17 protein-coding genes and 1 tRNA gene are annotated in these 16895 nt (G+C 70.7%); 8 read left to right on the plus strand and 10 right to left on the minus strand.

Annotated features, from left to right (window positions below):
* Window positions 1-8: 8 nt before the first annotated feature.
* Window positions 9-1559, plus strand: a complete 1551-nt coding sequence (gene bchE / locus CKY28_RS05285) for a magnesium-protoporphyrin IX monomethyl ester anaerobic oxidative cyclase (protein WP_095997286.1) — start codon at window positions 9-11, stop codon at window positions 1557-1559.
* Here bchE and CKY28_RS05290 read toward each other — a convergent pair.
* The 5 genes from CKY28_RS05290 to CKY28_RS05310 form a co-directional block, all read right to left on the minus strand.
* On the minus strand, window positions 1556-2518 hold the full coding sequence (locus CKY28_RS05290; RefSeq protein WP_095997287.1) for an SDR family oxidoreductase: 963 nt from the start codon (window positions 2516-2518) through the stop codon (window positions 1556-1558). The two genes, bchE and CKY28_RS05290, sit on opposite strands and share 4 nt — an antisense overlap.
* Window positions 2519-2694: 176 nt before the next feature.
* The gene (locus tag CKY28_RS05295; protein ID WP_095997288.1) at window positions 2695-3996 is read right to left on the minus strand and encodes an amidohydrolase family protein; all 1302 of its coding nucleotides are present in this window, start codon (window positions 3994-3996) and stop codon (window positions 2695-2697) included.
* On the minus strand, window positions 3993-5420 hold the full coding sequence (locus CKY28_RS05300) for an amidohydrolase (RefSeq protein WP_095997289.1): 1428 nt from the start codon (window positions 5418-5420) through the stop codon (window positions 3993-3995). The genes CKY28_RS05295 and CKY28_RS05300 overlap by 4 nt, the downstream gene beginning before the upstream one ends.
* 54 nt (window positions 5421-5474) lie before the next feature.
* Window positions 5475-6464, minus strand: a complete 990-nt coding sequence (locus CKY28_RS05305; protein WP_095997290.1) for an NADP-dependent oxidoreductase — start codon at window positions 6462-6464, stop codon at window positions 5475-5477.
* Window positions 6465-6662: 198 nt separating this feature from the next.
* On the minus strand, window positions 6663-7781 hold the full coding sequence (locus tag CKY28_RS05310; RefSeq protein ID WP_095997291.1) for a DUF2171 domain-containing protein: 1119 nt from the start codon (window positions 7779-7781) through the stop codon (window positions 6663-6665).
* Between the two features lie 186 nt (window positions 7782-7967).
* On the opposite strand from CKY28_RS05310, the gene CKY28_RS05315 reads away from it, so the two are divergent.
* The 3 genes from CKY28_RS05315 to CKY28_RS05325 all read left to right on the plus strand — a co-directional run bounded on the left by CKY28_RS05315 (window position 7968) and on the right by CKY28_RS05325 (window position 9807).
* Window positions 7968-8043 (plus strand) — tRNA-Ala (locus CKY28_RS05315).
* A gap of 277 nt (window positions 8044-8320) precedes the next feature.
* On the plus strand, window positions 8321-9076 hold the full coding sequence (locus CKY28_RS05320; RefSeq protein ID WP_095997292.1) for an NUDIX hydrolase: 756 nt from the start codon (window positions 8321-8323) through the stop codon (window positions 9074-9076).
* The gene (locus CKY28_RS05325; protein WP_095997293.1) at window positions 9076-9807 is read left to right on the plus strand and encodes an extensin-like domain-containing protein; all 732 of its coding nucleotides are present in this window, start codon (window positions 9076-9078) and stop codon (window positions 9805-9807) included. The genes CKY28_RS05320 and CKY28_RS05325 overlap by 1 nt, the downstream gene beginning before the upstream one ends.
* A gap of 146 nt (window positions 9808-9953) precedes the next feature.
* Here CKY28_RS05325 and CKY28_RS05330 read toward each other — a convergent pair whose 3' ends face one another.
* From CKY28_RS05330 to CKY28_RS05340, 3 genes are all read right to left on the minus strand, one after another.
* A complete protein-coding gene (locus tag CKY28_RS05330; RefSeq protein WP_095997294.1) occupies window positions 9954-10505 on the minus strand; it encodes a hypothetical protein in 552 nt (183 codons plus the stop codon).
* A gap of 189 nt (window positions 10506-10694) precedes the next feature.
* Window positions 10695-10994, minus strand: coding sequence for a hypothetical protein (locus tag CKY28_RS05335; protein ID WP_095997295.1), 300 nt, complete (start codon window positions 10992-10994; stop codon window positions 10695-10697).
* A 126-nt stretch (window positions 10995-11120) separates the two neighbouring features.
* Window positions 11121-11858, minus strand: a complete 738-nt coding sequence (locus tag CKY28_RS05340; protein WP_095997296.1) for a Bax inhibitor-1/YccA family protein — start codon at window positions 11856-11858, stop codon at window positions 11121-11123.
* Window positions 11859-11985: 127 nt separating this feature from the next.
* On the opposite strand from CKY28_RS05340, the gene thpR reads away from it, so the two are divergent.
* Entirely contained in the window at window positions 11986-12531 is a 546-nt protein-coding gene (gene thpR, locus CKY28_RS05345) for an RNA 2',3'-cyclic phosphodiesterase (RefSeq protein WP_095997297.1), read from the plus strand.
* On the opposite strand, the gene CKY28_RS05350 is transcribed toward thpR, so the two are convergent.
* Window positions 12528-13058, minus strand: coding sequence for a superoxide dismutase family protein (locus CKY28_RS05350; protein ID WP_095997298.1), 531 nt, complete (start codon window positions 13056-13058; stop codon window positions 12528-12530). The genes thpR and CKY28_RS05350 overlap by 4 nt on opposite strands.
* Before the next feature lie 83 nt (window positions 13059-13141).
* Between CKY28_RS05350 and hemW the strand changes: the two genes are divergently transcribed.
* The gene (hemW, locus tag CKY28_RS05355) at window positions 13142-14299 is read left to right on the plus strand and encodes a radical SAM family heme chaperone HemW (protein WP_095997645.1); all 1158 of its coding nucleotides are present in this window, start codon (window positions 13142-13144) and stop codon (window positions 14297-14299) included.
* A 147-nt stretch (window positions 14300-14446) separates the two neighbouring features.
* Here the strand turns inward: hemW and CKY28_RS05360 are convergent, their stop codons facing one another.
* The gene (locus tag CKY28_RS05360; RefSeq protein ID WP_095997299.1) at window positions 14447-15643 is read right to left on the minus strand and encodes a penicillin-binding protein activator; all 1197 of its coding nucleotides are present in this window, start codon (window positions 15641-15643) and stop codon (window positions 14447-14449) included.
* A 10-nt stretch (window positions 15644-15653) separates the two neighbouring features.
* On the opposite strand from CKY28_RS05360, the gene rsmI reads away from it, so the two are divergent.
* Window positions 15654-16484 (plus strand): 16S rRNA (cytidine(1402)-2'-O)-methyltransferase, encoded by an 831-nt coding sequence (gene rsmI, locus CKY28_RS05365; protein ID WP_095997300.1) that lies wholly within the window; start codon window positions 15654-15656, stop codon window positions 16482-16484.
* Window positions 16481-16849, plus strand: a complete 369-nt coding sequence (locus CKY28_RS05370; RefSeq protein ID WP_095997301.1) for a YraN family protein — start codon at window positions 16481-16483, stop codon at window positions 16847-16849. Before rsmI ends, CKY28_RS05370 begins: the two co-directional genes overlap by 4 nt.
* Window positions 16850-16895 lie beyond the last annotated feature (46 nt).

A 16895-nucleotide genomic window follows, 5' to 3' on the forward strand; every position in this document is an offset into this window, starting at 1 on the left:
CCGGACCATTGCGCATCGTCATCGTAAACATCCCCCATCCGGCGATCGGGAGCCGCATCCCGAAGGAGCAGCTGCCGCCCCTGGGTCTCCTATGCATTGGCGGGCCGCTGATCGATGACGGGCACGACGTCCAGCTGGTCGACGGCGAGTTCGGGCCCATGACGATCGACGCGCTCACGGACGCGGTAGTCGCGCGCGCGCCCGATGCGGTGCTGTTCGGTCATTCAGGGTCCTCTTCCGCGCAGCCGATCATCAGTCGAGTGGCGGCCGCGGTCGCCGGGCGCCTGCCCTCGGCGAAGATCGTCTATGGCGGCGTCCACCCCACCTATTTCTGGCGCGAGATCTTGGCGGCGGAGCCCCATGTCCACGCAATCGTGCGCGGCGAGGGCGAGGAAACGGCGCGGCGGCTGATGCGCGCGTTCGAGCGCGGCGAGGCGCTGGACGCGATTCCCGGCATCGCGTTCCGGCGCGACGGCGAGGTCGTCGGCACGCCGCCCGCGCCCGTCATCATCGACCTAGATGCGTATCGGATCGGCTGGGAGCTCATCGATCACCGCCGCTACAGCTATTGGGGCGGCAAGCGCGCGGTGGTCATCCAGTTCTCACGCGGGTGTCCGCACCTGTGCAACTATTGCGGGCAGCGCGGCTTCTGGACGCGCTGGCGGCACCGCGACCCGGTCAGGTTGGCGCGCGAGATCGCGCACCTGCACCGCGAGCACGGCGTTGAGGTGTTTAACTTCGCCGACGAGAATCCGAGCGCCGGGCGAAAGCCTTGGCGCGCGTTCCTAGAGGCGCTGATCGCGGAGGACGTGTCGGTGACGCTGGTCGGATCGACGCGCGCCGACGACATCGTCCGCGACGCCGACATCCTGCACCTTTACAAGCGGGCGGGGTTCGAGCGCTTCCTTCTCGGCATGGAGAATACGGACGAGGCGACGCTCAAGCTGATCCGTAAGGGCGGCGCGACGACGACCGACCGCGAGGCGATCAGGCTGCTGCGGCAGCACGGCATCTTGTCGATGGTGACCTGGGTCGCCGGGTTCGATGATCAGACCGACGTCGATCTGTGGCGAGGCCTGAAGCAGCTGGTATCGTATGACGCGGACCAGATCCAGGCGCTGTATGTCACACCGCATCGCTGGACACCGTTCTACCGCCTCGCGGCCGACCGCCCCGTCGTACAGGCGGACAAGACCAAGTGGGACTATAAGCACCAGGTGCTCGGCATGCAGCGTATGCCGCCCTGGCGGCTGTTCCTGTGGGTCAAGTTGATCGAGGCGGTGGCGCAGCTCCGCCCGCGCGCGCTGCTGCGCTGGGTCTGGCATCCCGACCCGAAGATCCGCCACGCCATCCGCTGGTACTATCGCATGGGTCGACGTGTGTGGGTGCATGAGGTGCTGAGCTTCCTATTCCGCGACCGTCATGCACGGGACGGGCTTACCGTCGCGGATCATCTGGGCGACGCGCAGGATCATGAGGAGGAAGCATTGAGGGTCGTCCGGCGCGGGTCCCCAGCTGCTCCGCGTGCTGTAACCGCCGGTGCGCGGACGGCCGGCTAGCTGCGCCGTCTCGCGAGCAGCGCGCCGCCGATCAGCGCGGCCAAGCCTATGCCGATAACGGCCGCTTTCCGCCCGCGCTTGGGGTCGCGGAAGCCACCGTCGATCTCGCCGTCGTCCGTGGGTGGGTCGAACAGGTTGCCGTCGGTCTCGGGCGCAGGGTCGGCGCGGCGAGAGTAGGTGTCCATGAAGCCGTTCATGATCGCCGCCGTGACATTGGGCGTGAAGAACTCGCTGAGCTTCATGAACAAGGCGGGCGCGCCGACGGCGGTGGTGTTGCGGGGGTGGTCGGCGAGGCGGACGACTGCCTTAGCCACACTGCGCGGGTCGAGGACGCCGGGGGGCACGGAGGTCGCGCCGCCCGTGTAGTTGCCGGCGTGGCGGATAGCAGGCGTATCGACGAAAGTCGGGTAGACGTCGCAGATATGGATGTGGGGGTGGAGCGACAGCTCGCCGCGGAGCGCCTGGCTCATGCCGCGAAGACCGAACTTGCTGGCGGCGTAGGCGACGGCCCAGGGCGCCGCCAGATAGCCACCGATCGAAATCATGTTTACGAACGTGCCGCGGCCCTGTTCGAGGAAGATGGGCAGCACCGCGTGCGCGTCGTGGAGGTGGCCGATGAGGTTGGCCTCGATCACCTGGCGGTGCGCCTCGATCGGGACCTCGTGGAACTTGCCGACGACGCCGACGCCCACGTCGCTGAACCAGAGGTCGACGCCGCCCATGTGGTCGCGGGCGCGGGTCGCGAGGCGCTTGACCGCATCGACGTCGGTGACGTCGGTGGGGACAACGAGCGCTTCGCCGCCGGCGTCGCGGCAGAGGGCGGCGATCTTATCGAGTGCGGCCTCGTCGCGGGCGGCGAGGACGAGGCGGGCGCCGGTAGCGGCGAAGGCTTCGGCAGTCGCGGCGCCGATGCCGCTGGAGGCGCCGGTGATGACGACGCGCTTGGGTGTGGTAGTCATGGCCGGCGTAACGCGTGGGGGGCGGGTTAGGCCCCCCAACCTCTCCTCCTGTCATGCCGGACTTGATCCGGCATCCACGCGCGTCCACCGTTTACGGGTGCCTCTCCCGCAGACACGGACGCGCATGGACCCCGGATCAAGTCCGGGGTGACGGATGGAAGTGGGAAGCGGCTTCCCTAGTCGTACGCCTTGGGGAGCGCGCCTTCGGTAGGCGTCAGGTAGCGGTCGCGGAGGCGGCGTTGGCGGGAGGTCTGGGGCTGCTGGCGGCCGTCGATCCAGACCGCCTCGGGCGAGGAGGAGAGCTCGAGGGGATCGCCGCTCCAGATCACCACGTCGGCGCGGCGGCCGGGGCGGAGCGAGCCGATCTCGGCGTCCATGCCCATTGCCTGGGCGGGGCGCGAGGTGATTGCGGCGAACGCCTCGCCCCAGGTCAGGCCCGTTTTGCCGGGCACCTTGGCGATGGCGACGAGGTTGCCGGCATACTGATGGACGACGTGCTCGCCGGGCGCGGTATTGAGGCCGACCGTTGAGATGGCGGTGACGACGCCCGCGCGGGTCAGGCGGCCGACATTCGACTCGGTGGCGGCGACCTGCTCGAAGCTGGCGGGCAGGTCGGCGAGCGCGGAGGCGATCACGGGAACGCGCGCGCGGGCGATCTCGTCGGCGACCATCCAGCCCTCCGACGCGCCGAGCAGCACGAGGCGCAGCTTCGGGTACTCGCGGGGGAGCGCCAGGACGGCGCGAATATCGCTCGCGCGCTCGGCGTGGACAAGGAGCGGCGTGCGGCCGTCGAGCACGTCGAGCAGCGCCTGCGCGTCGGCGCGTTTGAGGAGCGCGTCGCGGCCGCGGCCGTCGAAGCCGGACGGATTGCGGCGATAATCCTGCGCCTGGGCGAAGGCGTCGCGAAGCGCGGCGTAGGTCGCCGGGCGGCTGCCGCCGGAGATCACCGCGCCGCGCTCGCCGAGCTCGACGAACTGAAAGGCGCGCGCGCGGGTGATCGGGTCGGGGTCGTTCCCGAGGTCGATTACGGCGCCCTGCCCGCCGAAGATGCTGTCGTCGGGCCGCGGCGCGACGAAGGCGCGGGTGACGCCGCCCAGCCGCTCGTTGCCGATCGGCACGGAGGCGGGGTTGATCGCGGGCGCGACGTCGAGCGACGCGCCGAACGGCGTGCTCGCGGCGCTGGCGTCGTTGCTCTCCGGCACGCCGTAGCCGCCGTCGACCAGCCCTAGGTCGGTGAAGGCGGCGACGGTGCCGGCGACGACCCACTTGCCCCGAGCGTCGACGACGGTCGCACCCGTCGGCGCGGAGACGCCCGCGCCCGCGGCGACGATGCGGCCGTCGCGGAAGACGACGGTGCCGTTCGGGACGGGATCGGACCCGTCGCCGAGCGCGACGGTGCCGTTCACGATGGCGACGGTCTGGGCGGTCGCGGGAGCCGCGACGAAGGCGGCGGCGAGGAGCAGGAGCGCGCGCTTCACCGGGCGTTCTCCCGGCCGGGCTGGCCCAGTTCGAAGTCGCTCATCGGGCGTCGCCTCGGGTCGTTCGCGTCATAGAGGAGCGCGCCGTCGACCCAGACCTTCTCCGGCCGGGTGTAGACGCTCAACGGGTTGCCGTTCCACAGGACGGCGTCGGCCATCTTGCCGGGCTTGAGGCTGCCCGTCTTGTCGGCGATGCCGAGCGCGGTGGCGGGGCCGATGGCGAGCCAGCGCCAGGCCTGCTCGTCGGAGATCTGGATGCCGGCGCGGCGGCCGGCGGCGAGCGCCTTGGCGACCTCCTGGTTGAGGCGCTGGATGCCGTTCTCGTCGTCGGAGTGGATGAAGCCGCAGGCGCCCTCCTTCTGGAGCAGCGCGAGGTTCTCGCCGATGCCGTCGTAGCTCTCCATCTTGAAGCCGTACCAGTCGGCCCAGACGGCGGCGCAAGTGTTGTTCGCCTTGAGGAGGTCGGCGATCTTGTACGCCTCGACCGCGTGGTGGAACGCGGTCACGCGGTAGCCGAACTCCTTGGCCATATCCATGACGATCGCCATCTCGTCGGCGCGGTAGCAGTGGTTTTGGACGAGGATCTCGCCCGCGAGCACGCCGCGCGCGGTGTCGTAGCCGATGTCGCGGTCGGGGGCCGCGCCGCCGTCGTCCTCGTACTTGTCCCACTTGCGCTTGTAAGCGACGGCCTTGGCCCAATAGTCGCGGTCGGCGGCGACGTTGCCCATGCGCGTCGACGGCTTGCGGCCCTTGCCGCCATAGACGCGCTTGGGGTTCTCGCCGCACGCCATCTTGAGGCCGTAGGGCGCGCCGGGGAACTTCATGGCCTGCATGGTGCGGGCGTAAACATTCTTGAGAACCACGGTGCGGCCGCCGAACAGGTTGGCGGAGCCGGGCAGGATCTGGAGCGTGGTGACGCCGCCGTTCGCGAGCGCGCGGCCGAAGCCCGGGTCCTGCGGCCAGACGCCGTGCTCGGCCCAGACGTCGGCGGTGACGGGCGCGGTCGCCTCGTTCACGTCGTCGTGCGCGTCGACCTGGGGGCTCGGGCCGTTGCCGAGGTGCGAGTGGATGTCGATGACGCCGGGGGTGAGCCACTTGCCCGCGCCGTCGATCACGGTGGCGTTCGCGGGCGCGTCGACCGTCTGGCCGACCGCGACCACCTTGCCGTCGGCGAACAGCGCCGCGCCGTTGTCGATACGGCCGCCCTCGCCGTCATAGATGGTGACGTTGCGCACGAGCGTGGGCACGCCGGGGTACGGCTTGTAGGTCGAGGGGAACGGGTCGTGCGAATAGCCCTTGTTACGGCCGGGGCCCTTGCCCTTGGTCGCCGGCGCTTCCGCCGACGCGCTCTGGGGGCGCGCGTTCGAGCATGCGGCCAGCATCAACGCCGCCGCCACGGCGGTTCCCACACCCGATCTCAGCATCTCGCTCCCCGAACAGTCGTTTGCGGATTCGGTAAGCGGGATCAGGGAGTTCGTCTATAGCTTCACCAGCATCTTGCCTGTGTTGCCGCCTGTAAACAGGTCCATGAAGGCCTGAGGCGTCGCTTCCAGGCCTTCGCGGACGGTCTCGTCGCGCTTGAGCCGGCCTTGCGCGAGCCAGCCCGCCATGTCGCGGTAGAACTCGCCGGCGCGGGGCAAGTAGTCGCTCACGATGAAGCCGCGCACCGTGATGCGCGCGCCGATGACGCGGGCGAGGTAGCGGAGTTCGGTCGGCTTCACGTCGTTGTAGATGTCGATCATGCCGCAGATCGCGAAGCGCGCGTGGGAACGGGCGGCGGCGAAGGCAGCGTCGAGATGGTCGCCGCCGACATTGTCGAAATAGACATCGATCCCGCCCGGCGCTTCCGCCGCGAGCGCGCGGACGACGGAGCCTACCGACTTGTAGTCGATTACGGCGTCCGCGCCGAGCTCGCGGACGTAGGCCGCCTTGTCCGCGCCACCTGCCGAGCCGATCACGGTCATGCCACGGGCCTTGGCAATCTGGACCACCGTCGAGCCGACCGCGCCGGCGGCGGCGGAGACGAACACGACGTCGCCCTCCTTTGCCGCGGCGACGTCGAGCAGGCCGAAATAGGCGGTCATGCCGGGCATGCCGAACTGGCCCAGGAACGCCTGCGGCTCGACGGGGAGGTCGGGGAGCTTGTGCGCCTCGGCGGCGGGGAGCACGGCCTCGTCGCGCCAGCCGCTCATGTGCTGGACGAGGTCGCCCTCGCGGAGACCGGGGTCGCGGCTCTCGACCACCTCGCCCACCGCGCCGCCGGACATGGGCTCGCCGAGCTGGAAAGGCGGGACGTAGCTCTTCACGTCGTTCATGCGGCCGCGCATGTACGGGTCGACGGAAAGCCACAGGTTGCGGACGCGGATCTCGCCGGGGGCGAGGTCGTGCGCGGGAACATCGATCAGGGCGAAGTCGGTGGGCTTGGGCGCGCCCTGGGGGCGGGCGGCGAGCGTCCAGGCTCGGGGCATGGGGGTTCTCCCTTGTGAGTGGCGGGAGGGGTAGCGGGACGTTCACCAAAGCAAAACCCCTCTCCCGTCGGGAGAGGGGCAAGCCGCGAAGCGGCGCGGGGTGAGGGTGACGTGCACTACGCCGCGTAGGTCACCCTCACCCTTCCGCCCTGCTACGCAGGGCTCCCTCCCTCTCCCGGTGGGAGAGGGAGAGTAAGGTCACTTCTTCTCGTCGTACGTTCCCGCGAAGCTGCGGTTGAGCATGCGGCCCTGGTTGTCGCGGGCCTGGAGGTCGTCCGAGCGGTTCTCGCCGCCCGTGCCGCCCTGGCCGTAGCTCGACTCCATGTTGCGCTCCTCGTCGCGCCACATCGTTTTCGCTTCGATTGACGACTTGTTGAGCGTGACGCGGTTGCCCTCGACCGACTGGAGCCAGCCGCACGGGATCGAGTGGTGGCGGCCGCCGGCCTCGGGGTCGTTCTTGGTCAGCTTGATGCGGTCGCCCTCTACCTTGTCGACGGTGCCGACCTTTTCGCCGTCGGAGCCGTACACCTCGGCATGCTCCTGGACCTGGCCGACCATCTGGCGCTGGCCCTGGCGCGTGGTGCGCCACGAGCTGAACTCGTTCTCGAACTTGGAACGGTTCTCGCGGCGGTACTCGTCATAGTCGCGGTCGAGCTGCGCCATCTGGCCCTGGCGCCACTCGTGATAGTCGCGGTCGCGGTGGTCGTGGACGCGGTCGCCCTGCCAGTTGCCGGAGACGCGGCGGCCGCCCTGGACGTCGCCGCGATAGCCGCGGCGGCGATCGTCGTCGTCATCGCCGCCGAACCAGGACTTCACCTCGTCGGCGGCGCGGTCGAAGAAGCCGCGATCGTCGTCGCGCCCGCCGCCGCGGCCGTAGGAGCGATTGCGGTCGTAATCGCGGTCGCGGTCATAGCCGCCCGTGAAGCCGCCCATCATGCCGCCGCGGCGGCCCTGGTCGCGGTCATAGTCCCGATCGTCGTCGTCGCGATCGTACTCGGTGAAGCGCCGGCCGTCGCTGGCATAGGAGCCGCGATACTGGTCGCCGCCGCCGTAATAGCCCGAGCTGCGGTCGTCGAAGCCGCGGCCGCGGTTCTGGCCGTATCCGGGGCCGCCATACATGCGCTCGCGGTCCTGATAGCCGCGGTTGCCATAGTCACGATCGCGGTCGCGGCCTCGCCCGCCGCCGAGCTCGCCGGCGGCCTGGTAGTCGCGCGCGCTGGAGAAGGTGTAATCGCGGCCCGAGCCGTAATCGCGGCCGTAATCCTGCTCTTCCGAACGGTTGTAGTAACCGCCTTCGCGGTTGCGGTCATATACCATCGGGTATCCTCCTGCCTTTGAAGGGCGGGGATCCGGGGCGCACCATACACCGGGCAGCCTCGTCCCGCCTGTTCCGAAGAACGGGCGTGCCGGGGCGGGGTTCCGGGGGCGAAACGGTGAAGCGGTGGCCGTGAAAGGCGTGTTGCATCGCGCGGCGGAGGCCGCTAGAGGCCCTCTCCACCGCGCGGGGCCGTAGCTCAGATGGGAGAGCGCTGCAATCGCACTGCAGAGGTCAGGGGTTCGATTCCCCTCGGCTCCACCACCGCGCCGGTGCGGCACGAGTATCGAAGCTACTCGCACCAGCACCAAGCGCGGCCGGCGGGTCGCTCCAGCGAACCCGTCCGACGACGCGGCTTAGCCGCGCCGCCGATCCACACACTTCCTTTCTTTGTCATGCCGGACTCGGTCCAGCATCGATCGGCGTGCGAGCAATCCGGCCGGCGCGCGGACGACGATGGACCCCGGAACAAGTCCGGGGTGACGGGGTGGGTTGTGCATGGCGGGTAGCGATCCGTCCCCCGCACGCTACATCGGCCGTGATGTCCATCTCCCACCCTATCCCCGCCGCGACGCTGGTCCTGTTCCGCGAGCGCGGCGACGGGCCACCCGAGCTCCTGATGGTCGAGCGCGCCAAGGCGATGGCGTTCGCGGGCGGGGCGATGGTGTTTCCCGGCGGGCGGATCGACCCCGGCGACGAGGCGCTCGCCGAGCTCCACCCCGACCTTCCCGACGCCGCAGCGCGGATCGCGGCGATACGGGAGACGGTGGAGGAGGCCGGGATCGCGGTCGGGATCGCGCCCCCGCCCCCGCCCTCGCCCGACCAGCTCGCCGCGCTACGCGCCAAGCTGCACGCGGGCGAGGCGTTCGGGCGGGCACTGGAGGAGGCGGGGCTGGCGCTCGACCTCACGGCGCTGACGCCGTTCGCGCGCTGGCTGCCCGCGCACCAACACCCGCGCATCTTCGACACGCTGTTCTTCCTCGCCCGCGCGCCGGAGGGAGCGGAGGCGACAGTGGACCGGACGGAGAATGTCCGCCTCGTCTGGACCAGTGCGCGAGCCATGCTCGACGAGGTCGACGCGGGCCGCGCGGCGGCGATCTTCCCGACGCGGCGCAACCTGGAGCGGCTGGCGCTGTTCGCGAGCTTCGACGACGCGGTGGTGGACGCGCGGGCGCACCCGATCCGGGCGGTGACGCCGTGGGTCGAGGAGCGCGAGGGTGCGGAGCATCTCTGCATCCCCGACGACCTCGGCTACCCGATCACGTCCGAGCCGCTGACCGCGGCGGTGCGCGGCTGATGCGCGCCGTCCGCCGGATCGCCGGCGGGCTGGTGGCGCTGCTGGTCGTCGGGCTGCTCGCGCTGCTCCTCTACGCCTTCGTGCGCGGGCGGCCGCAGGACCTGCCCTGGACGCCGCTCGACCTAGGCGAGCCGGTGGGGATGTTTACGGGGCGCAAGCTGACGGGGCTGACCGACGATCCGGGGGCGTGCCGGGCGCTGCTCGCCCGAGCGGGCGTGGAGTACACGGCGCTGCCGCCGCGGCGTGATGGCGAGCAGTGCGGCTACGCCGACGGGGTGCGCTTCCGACCCGGCGGGTCGCGGACGATCCGCTATGCGCCGGGCGATCTGGGCGTGAGCTGCCCGGTCGCGGCGTCGCTCGCGATGTGGGAGTGGAACGTGGTCCAGCCCGCGGCCGAGCGGCTGCTGGGCACGCGCGTCGCGCGGGTGGAGACGTTTGGGAGCTATAGCTGCCGTCGGCTGTACGGCCGCGACGAAGGCGCGTGGAGCGAGCATGCGACGGCAGATGCGGTGGACGTGGCCGGGTTCGTGCTGGCGGACGGGCGGCGGGTGACGGTGGTGCGGGACTGGGAGGGCGACGACGCGGCCGCGCGGTTCTTGCGGGCGGTGCGCGACGGGGCGTGCGACCTGTTCGCGACAACCTTGTCGCCGGACTATAACGCGGCGCACCAGGACCACCTGCACCTGGATCAGGCGGAGCGTGGCGCGATGGGGTGGCGGGCTTGCCGATAAATTCCCTCTCCCAATGGGAGAGGGAGGGAGCCGCACGAAGTGCGGCGGAAGGGTAAGGGCGATTGGTCGAACGTGGTGCGCCTCACCCTCACCCCGCGCCTGCTACGCAGGCTTGCCCCTCTCCCGACGGGAGAGGGGTGGTCGGATCACGCCGTCGCGGCGCCCATATCGACCTTCTCGACCCAATATGGGAAGAAGGCGGGCTGGCGACTGGACCAGCCGGACGCGGTCGCGGCCGCCTCGCTGATCGACTGGAGCAGCTTGCGGCGCAGCTCCGGGTGCAGGTGCGGCAACGCGGCGGCGGCGCAGAAGGCGGACGGCAGCCAGGGCCGGACCTCGGCACCGACAAGACGCTCGTAGAGGAAGCGGAAAGCCGAGAAGCTGGTGATGCGCCCCTGCCCCAGATCGAACGCCGCCAGCGTGATCAGCGGGCCCAGGAAGGGCTCCACCGCTTCGAGGCCGCTCGCCTCCGGCACCATGGCGCGGATCTCGGGCAGGTTGCGATAGGTGCGCGCCTGCGCCCGGATGCTCGCGGACTCCACGGCGTCGCGCCCCCAGCGCGCCATGGCGTCCTCGCGATCCAGGCCGATGTCGAGCGAGCGCCGGATGTAGCGCTGCGTCGCGGCCGAAAAACTGGCGAACTCCTTCATTTCGGCGAGGGTCATCACGCCCTCGGCCGGCTTGGTCTTCCCGGTCATTTCCCAACCCCACTCTAGGACCCGCAAACAGGTCTACGCCCGGTTGGTTAACGCCAACCTTAACGCGCCCGTCCCCGGGAACTAGAAATGACGGAAAGTTCCCGGCCCGCAACGCAATATGCGACGAACCGAGTAGGAATTGCCGGAAAGGTGCCGAACTGCGCTATTTGCGCAACAAACGAGTCGCGGTCAGGGTTGGCCGTCGCGCAGGCGACGCTCCGCCTCCGGATCATATCCGGAGGACGCGGGCGGCTCGGCGGCCGAGGCGCCGGGCTGGATGATGGAGACGGGGTCCGACCCGTCCATCGTCTCGTCCAGCCCTTCGTCGAGCTTGGCGTCAACCGAGTGCGGGTTCTTCCGCAAGCGCTTCTCGATGGAACGGTCCTGGCCCGCGTCCTGCCGCGGGTCGCGTTCCGAGTTGTTGGACGCCTGGGGCGCGACCGACATGCTGTCCAGCGCCTCGTCCATGTTCCGCCTGTCGTCACTCATGGCTGCATTCCTTGCCCCTGTTTCGTGAGTAGAACGAGCGACGCAACCGCCCGTTCCGGCACGAAAAAAGGCCCGGCGGATCGCTCCGCCGGACCTCCCGTCCGATCCGCCCTGAGGGCTCCGCGGTTACTCGCGGTTGCCCAGGAACGAGAGCAGGAACTGGAACATGTTGACGAAGTCGAGATAGAGCGACAGCGCGCCCATGATCACGACCTTGCCCATCATGTCCGTGCCCTGGACATAGTCGTACATGCTCTTGATCCGCTGCGTGTCGTAGGCGGTCAGCCCTGCGAACAGCAGCACGCCCACCCCGCTGATCACCAGCGCGAACGGACCCGACTGGAAGAACAGGTTGAGCAGCGAGGCGACGAGCAGGCCGACCACGCCCATGATCAGGAACGTGCCGAAGCCCGACAGGTCTCGCTTCGTCGTGTAGCCGTAGAGGCTGAGCGCCAGGAACGCCGACGCCGCCGCGAAGAAGGTGAAGGCGATCGACGGGCCCGTGTAGACCAGGAAGATGGTCGACATGGACAGGCCCATGACGGTCGCAAACGCCCAGAAGGCGGCCTGCGCCGCGCCGGTGGACAGCCGGTGGATGCCGAAGCTGAGCACCAGGATGAACGCCAGCGGCGCGAACATGATCGCGTATTTCAGCAGACCGGGCTGCAGGAACACCTGCGCCGCCATGCCGCTCTGCGCGAACAGGAGGGCGACGATGCCCGTCAGCAGAACGCCGGACGCCATGTAGTTGTAGACGGAGAGCATGTACCGGCGGAGACCCGCGTCGTACGCCTCCGTGCGCACGCCCGTCCGCGGGGCCGTGAAGGCCGAAGCGGCGGGCCGAGGGTCGGACCAATTAGCCATGAGGAACCTAGCTCCTTTGCCCCGGCTCCAAACAACGCCGGGATGCCGTGAATATCGGGGGCGAAACGGTTCTTTTCAAGCGAAACCGGACGGCCCAACTGCACGCTGAAACGCTCGAGGTTACCGCATGATCCGCTTGTTCGTCGCGTTACGCCCGCCCGCCCCCATCCGGGACGCGCTCGCCGACATCCAGGACGGGGTCGCGGAGGCGCGCTGGCAGGACGACGAGCAGCTGCACATGACGCTGCGCTTCGTCGGCGAGGTGGAGCGCCCGCAGGCGGAGGACCTGGCGGACGCGATGCAGCGGCTGCGCTGCCCGGCGACCGAAGCGCGGCTTCAGGGCGTGGGCGCGTTCGGCGGGCGCGGCCGCGCGGGGGCGCTGTGGGCGGGCGTAACCCCGCGCGAGCCGATCGCGGCGCTGCACCGCAAGGTCGACCAGCTCTGCGTGCAGGTCGGCCTGGAGCCTGAGCGGCGCGCCTTCACGCCCCACGTCACGGTCGCACGGCTGCCGCGCGGCGCCGGCGTGGACGGGCCGGAGGTGGCGGCGTGGCGCGCGCGGCACTCGGCGTTCGCGACCGAGCCGTTCCTGCTCGACCGCGTGATCCTGTACCGCAGCCACCTGGGCCGCGCGGGCGCGAGCTACGAGCCGGTGGTCGAAACGCCGCTCGGCTAGCCTAGTTGAAACACGCCGCAGGCGATGCGGCCGCCGCTGTTGCCCGACGGGTCGGTGACGAGGTCGTCGGCGGCGGCGTGGACCATCATCGCCGCCCCGTCCGCGTCGAGCAGCGAGGCCATCGTCGCGCCCGGCATGGTCATGGCGATCGTGCCGCGGCCGTCCGCGCCGACCGTCAGGTTGGGCAGGTCGCCCAGGTGCGGACCCTGCGGGTTGTTGGACCCGTGCTTGGTGTTGGTCGGGTTCCAGTGCGGCCCCGCGCTCTCGAAGCCGGGCGGGTCGCAGCGGCCGGTCGTGTGGACGTGCGCGCCGTGCTGACCCGGCGGCAAGCCCCGCGCGTCGATGGTGAAGCGCACCCCGCCCGCCACCTCGCGCGCGGTCGCGCGGCCGGCGTCGGCGCCCGTCGAGGTACGCATCGCCGCCGTCGCCATCTGACCGCCGGCGACGGGCTCGCCGAGCGCGGGACCGCGGTTCTGACATCCCGCCAGCGCGAGCGCGGCGATGGCGAGGGTGAGGTTCACGCGCATAAGCTTCTCCGTTTCGGTCGGAGAACGGAAAGGCGGCGGGCGCGGTTCCGTCGAGGCGGATGCGGACCTATATGGCCGCGCTCATGACCGCCGCCGCCGACCTCGCGCTCTACGTTCATTGGCCGTTCTGCGTGTCTAAATGCCCCTATTGCGACTTCAACAGCCATGTCCGCGCGAGCGTGGACCAGGAGACTTGGCGTGCGGCGTTGCTGAGGGACTTGAGCCACGAGGCGGCGCTGCTGCCGGGGCGGCAATTGCGGTCGGTGTTCTTCGGGGGCGGCACGCCGTCGCTGATGCCGCCGGAGACGGTCGCGGCGGTGCTCGACGCGGCGGTCGCGGCATGGCCGGCGGCGGACGACCTGGAGATCACGCTGGAGGCGAACCCGTCCTCGGTCGAGGCGGCGCGCTTCGCCGACCTCGCGCGGGCGGGGGTGAACCGGGTGTCGCTGGGGCTGCAGTCGCTGGACGACGCGGCGCTCCGGTTTCTGGGCCGGGCGCACGGCGTCGAGGAGGGACTGGCGGCGCTGGACGTGGCGCAACGGGCGTTTCCGCGCGTCAGCTTCGACCTGATCTACGCACTACCCGGCCAGCTTGCGCGGTCTTGGGATGAAGAGCTCGCCCGTGCGCTATCGTTCGGGACGGAGCATCTGTCGCTCTACCAACTGACGATCGAGCCGGGGACGCGCTTCGCGACCGAGGCGGCGGCGGGGCGGCTGTCGATCCCCGACGGCGACGCGGCGGCCGACCTGTTCGAGCTCACGCGCGAGCGGACCGCGGCGGCGGGGCTGCCCGCCTATGAGACGTCGAACCACGCGCGGCCGGGCGCGGAGAGCCGGCACAACCTCGCCTATTGGCGATACGACGATTACGCGGGCGTCGGGCCCGGCGCGCATGGGCGGCGCGGCGGAGTGGCGACGCTGCGGCGGAGGAAGCCGGAGAACTGGCTCGCGGCCGTGGAGCGCAACGGGCACGGGATCGAGCGGGAGGACGTGCTCGACCCGACGACGCGGGGCGTCGAGGCGCTGCTGATGGGGTTGCGGTTGAGCGAGGGCGTGGCCCTCCGCCGCGTCGCCGCGCTCGCCGGGGGTGACGCGCCGGTCGATCTGGGCGCGGTGCGACGGTTGGAGCGGCAGGGACTAATCGTGCTCGAAGGCGAACGGCTGCGCGTCACCGAAGCGGGCGCGCTCCTGCTCGACGGGATCTTGGCGCAGGTGGTGCGGCCGAAGACCGTGGCGGTCTGAGGCTTACCCCTCTTTCCTCGTCACCCCGGACTTGATCCGGCATCCACGCGCGTCCGCCATTTACGGGCGCACCGCATGCAGACACGGACGCGCATGGACCCCGGATCAAGTCCGGGGTGACGAGGGTTGATGTGGAGATGGGAAAGTTTAGCGGCCGAACCCGCTCGGTGCCGGCGACACGACCACCGTCGTCCCGCCCCTGATCTCCTGCACCTCCAGAGCGCGTTCGGCTAGGTTGTCGCGGAAGCGGAAGGCACCGTCCAATCCCGCGAAACCGTCCGGGTCGCGCAGACGGCTCACCGGAAAATCGGAGCCGATGCGCCAGTCGCGGGCGATGCGGACGGTCAGGAGGACGGCGTCGTAGCCGAGGCTCGACAGCCGATAGGGTGCGGCGCCGAAGCGCTGGCGGTATTTGGCGGCGTATTGGCGGTAGAGCGTGTCGGAGACGCTGGCGAACCAGGCACCGTTGAGCTGCGGCCGCGCGGCGACGCCGGCCTCCGAGTTCCACAGCTCGGTGCCGAGCAGGCGCGTACCGGGTGAGGCGCGCTTCACGACGGGCGCGGCGACGGCGGCGGTGCCGCCCGCATCGGCGATGAGCACCGCGTCATAGGGCGCCTGACCGTTGAGGCGGGTCGCCGCTTGCGCGGCCGCGCCGGGGCGACGGTCGTAAGTCTGGAGCGAGACGACTTTGCCCCCCGCCCCCTCTACCGCGCGGAGGAAAGCTGTGGACGCGCGCTCTCCGTAGAGGCCGTTGGGCACGAGCCCGGCGAAGGTGCCCAGGCCACGGCTGCGCGAGAACTGGACCACGCGCTCGATCGACTGGGCGGGCAGATAGCCCATGAGGTATGCATTGCCGCCGGCGACGCTGGCGTCGTTGGAGAAGCTGATCACGGGCACGCGCGCCCGCGCCGCGACCGGGGCGACCGCGCGGACATCCTCGGCGAGCAGCGGCCCGAGGATGAGCTGCGCGCCGTCGGCGATGGCGCGGCTGGCGGCGGCGGCCGCGCCGGTCGCCGTGTCGTAGTTGGTGATGCGGACCTGCTGGTTCTGCGTATCGAGCAGCGCGAGCTGGGTGGCGTTGGCGATCGATTGGCCCACGCCGGCGTTGCCGCCCGACAGCGGCACCAACAGCGCGACGCGATGGCGCTGCACGTCGCGGATCGGGTCGTCGGTCGAGGGCTGCTGGACGGGCGGCGGCTGGTCGACGGGCCGCTGCTGGGGCGGCGGCGGCGCGGGGCCGCGCGGAACGACAGTCTGGCACGCGCCGAGCAGCAGCGCGCCGGCGAGCGCGAACCACTTGCCCACGCGAACGCGCGGTTGCTCCAGCAGGACGGCGTCCGCCATATACGCTCCCATGAACCCTCTCGAGCCCGGGCTCTACATCGTCGCGACCCCGATCGGCAATCTCGGTGATCTGTCGCCGCGCGCGGTCGACGTGCTGTCGCGCGCGGACGTGGTCGCGGTGGAGGACAGCCGGGTTACGGGCGGGCTGCTGCGCCATATCGGCGTGAAGCGGCCGATGACGCCGTACCACGACCACAACGCGGAAGGGGTGCGGCCGGGGCTGGTCGCGCGCATGAGTGTCGAGGCGGTGGCGCTCGTGTCGGATGCGGGGACGCCGCTCATCTCCGACCCCGGATACAAGCTGGTGCGCGACGCGCGGGCGGCGGGGCACAAGGTGGTCACGGTTCCGGGGCCGTGCGCGGCGGTGGCGGCGCTGACGTTGGCGGGGCTGCCGACGGACCGGTTCCTGTTCTTGGGTTTCCTGCCGTCCAAGGCGCATGCGCGTAGCGAGGCGATCGCCGAGGTGGCGGGCGTGCGGGCGACCTTGGTGCTGTACGAGTCGGGGCCGCGGCTGGCGGCGTGCCTGGCGGCGCTTGCGGAGGGCTTGGGCGACCGCGAGGCGGCGGTGGCGCGGGAGATCACCAAGCGGTTCGAAGAGGCGGTGACGGGTACGTTGTCCGAGCTCGCCGCCCGCTACGTCGATGCGCCGCCCAAGGGCGAGATTGTCGTGGTGGTCGCGCCGCCGGGCGAGGCCGTGCCCGCAACGCAGCTGGACGCCGACGTGGCACTACGCGAGGCGCTGACGCGCCTGCCCGCGTCCAAGGCGGCGGGCGAGGTGGCGAAGGCGACGGGACTCGACCGGCGGGCGCTCTACGCGCGGGCGATGGAGCTGAAGGGTTGAGGGCCAGAAATCCAGGCGAACGCAGGGCCGCGGAGGCGAGCGGGCGGCGCGGCGAGCGGCTGGCCGGGTGGTGGTTGCGGCTGAAGGGCTGGCGCATCCTCGACCGGCGCGTGCGGACGCCCGCGGGCGAGGTTGATCTGGTCGCGCGACGCGGCAACCTGGTCGCGTTCGTGGAGGTGAAGACGCGCAAGTCCGCGGACGAGCTGGACTTCGCAATCGACGAGCGTCGGCTGGCCCGCGTCGCTGCGGCGGCGGAGATGCTGATGGAGCGCTATGCCGGGCCGGGCGACGATATCCGGGTGGACGTGGTGCTGCTCGCGCCGGGGGTTCGGCCGCGGCACATCGAGAATGCCTGGATTGGATGACAAGCCCGCCCTTCCCGCCTACGTGACCCTCGTCACCCCAGCGGAA

Source organism: Sphingomonas lenta (assembly GCF_002288825.1).
Lineage (GTDB): Bacteria > Pseudomonadota > Alphaproteobacteria > Sphingomonadales > Sphingomonadaceae > Sphingomonas > Sphingomonas lenta.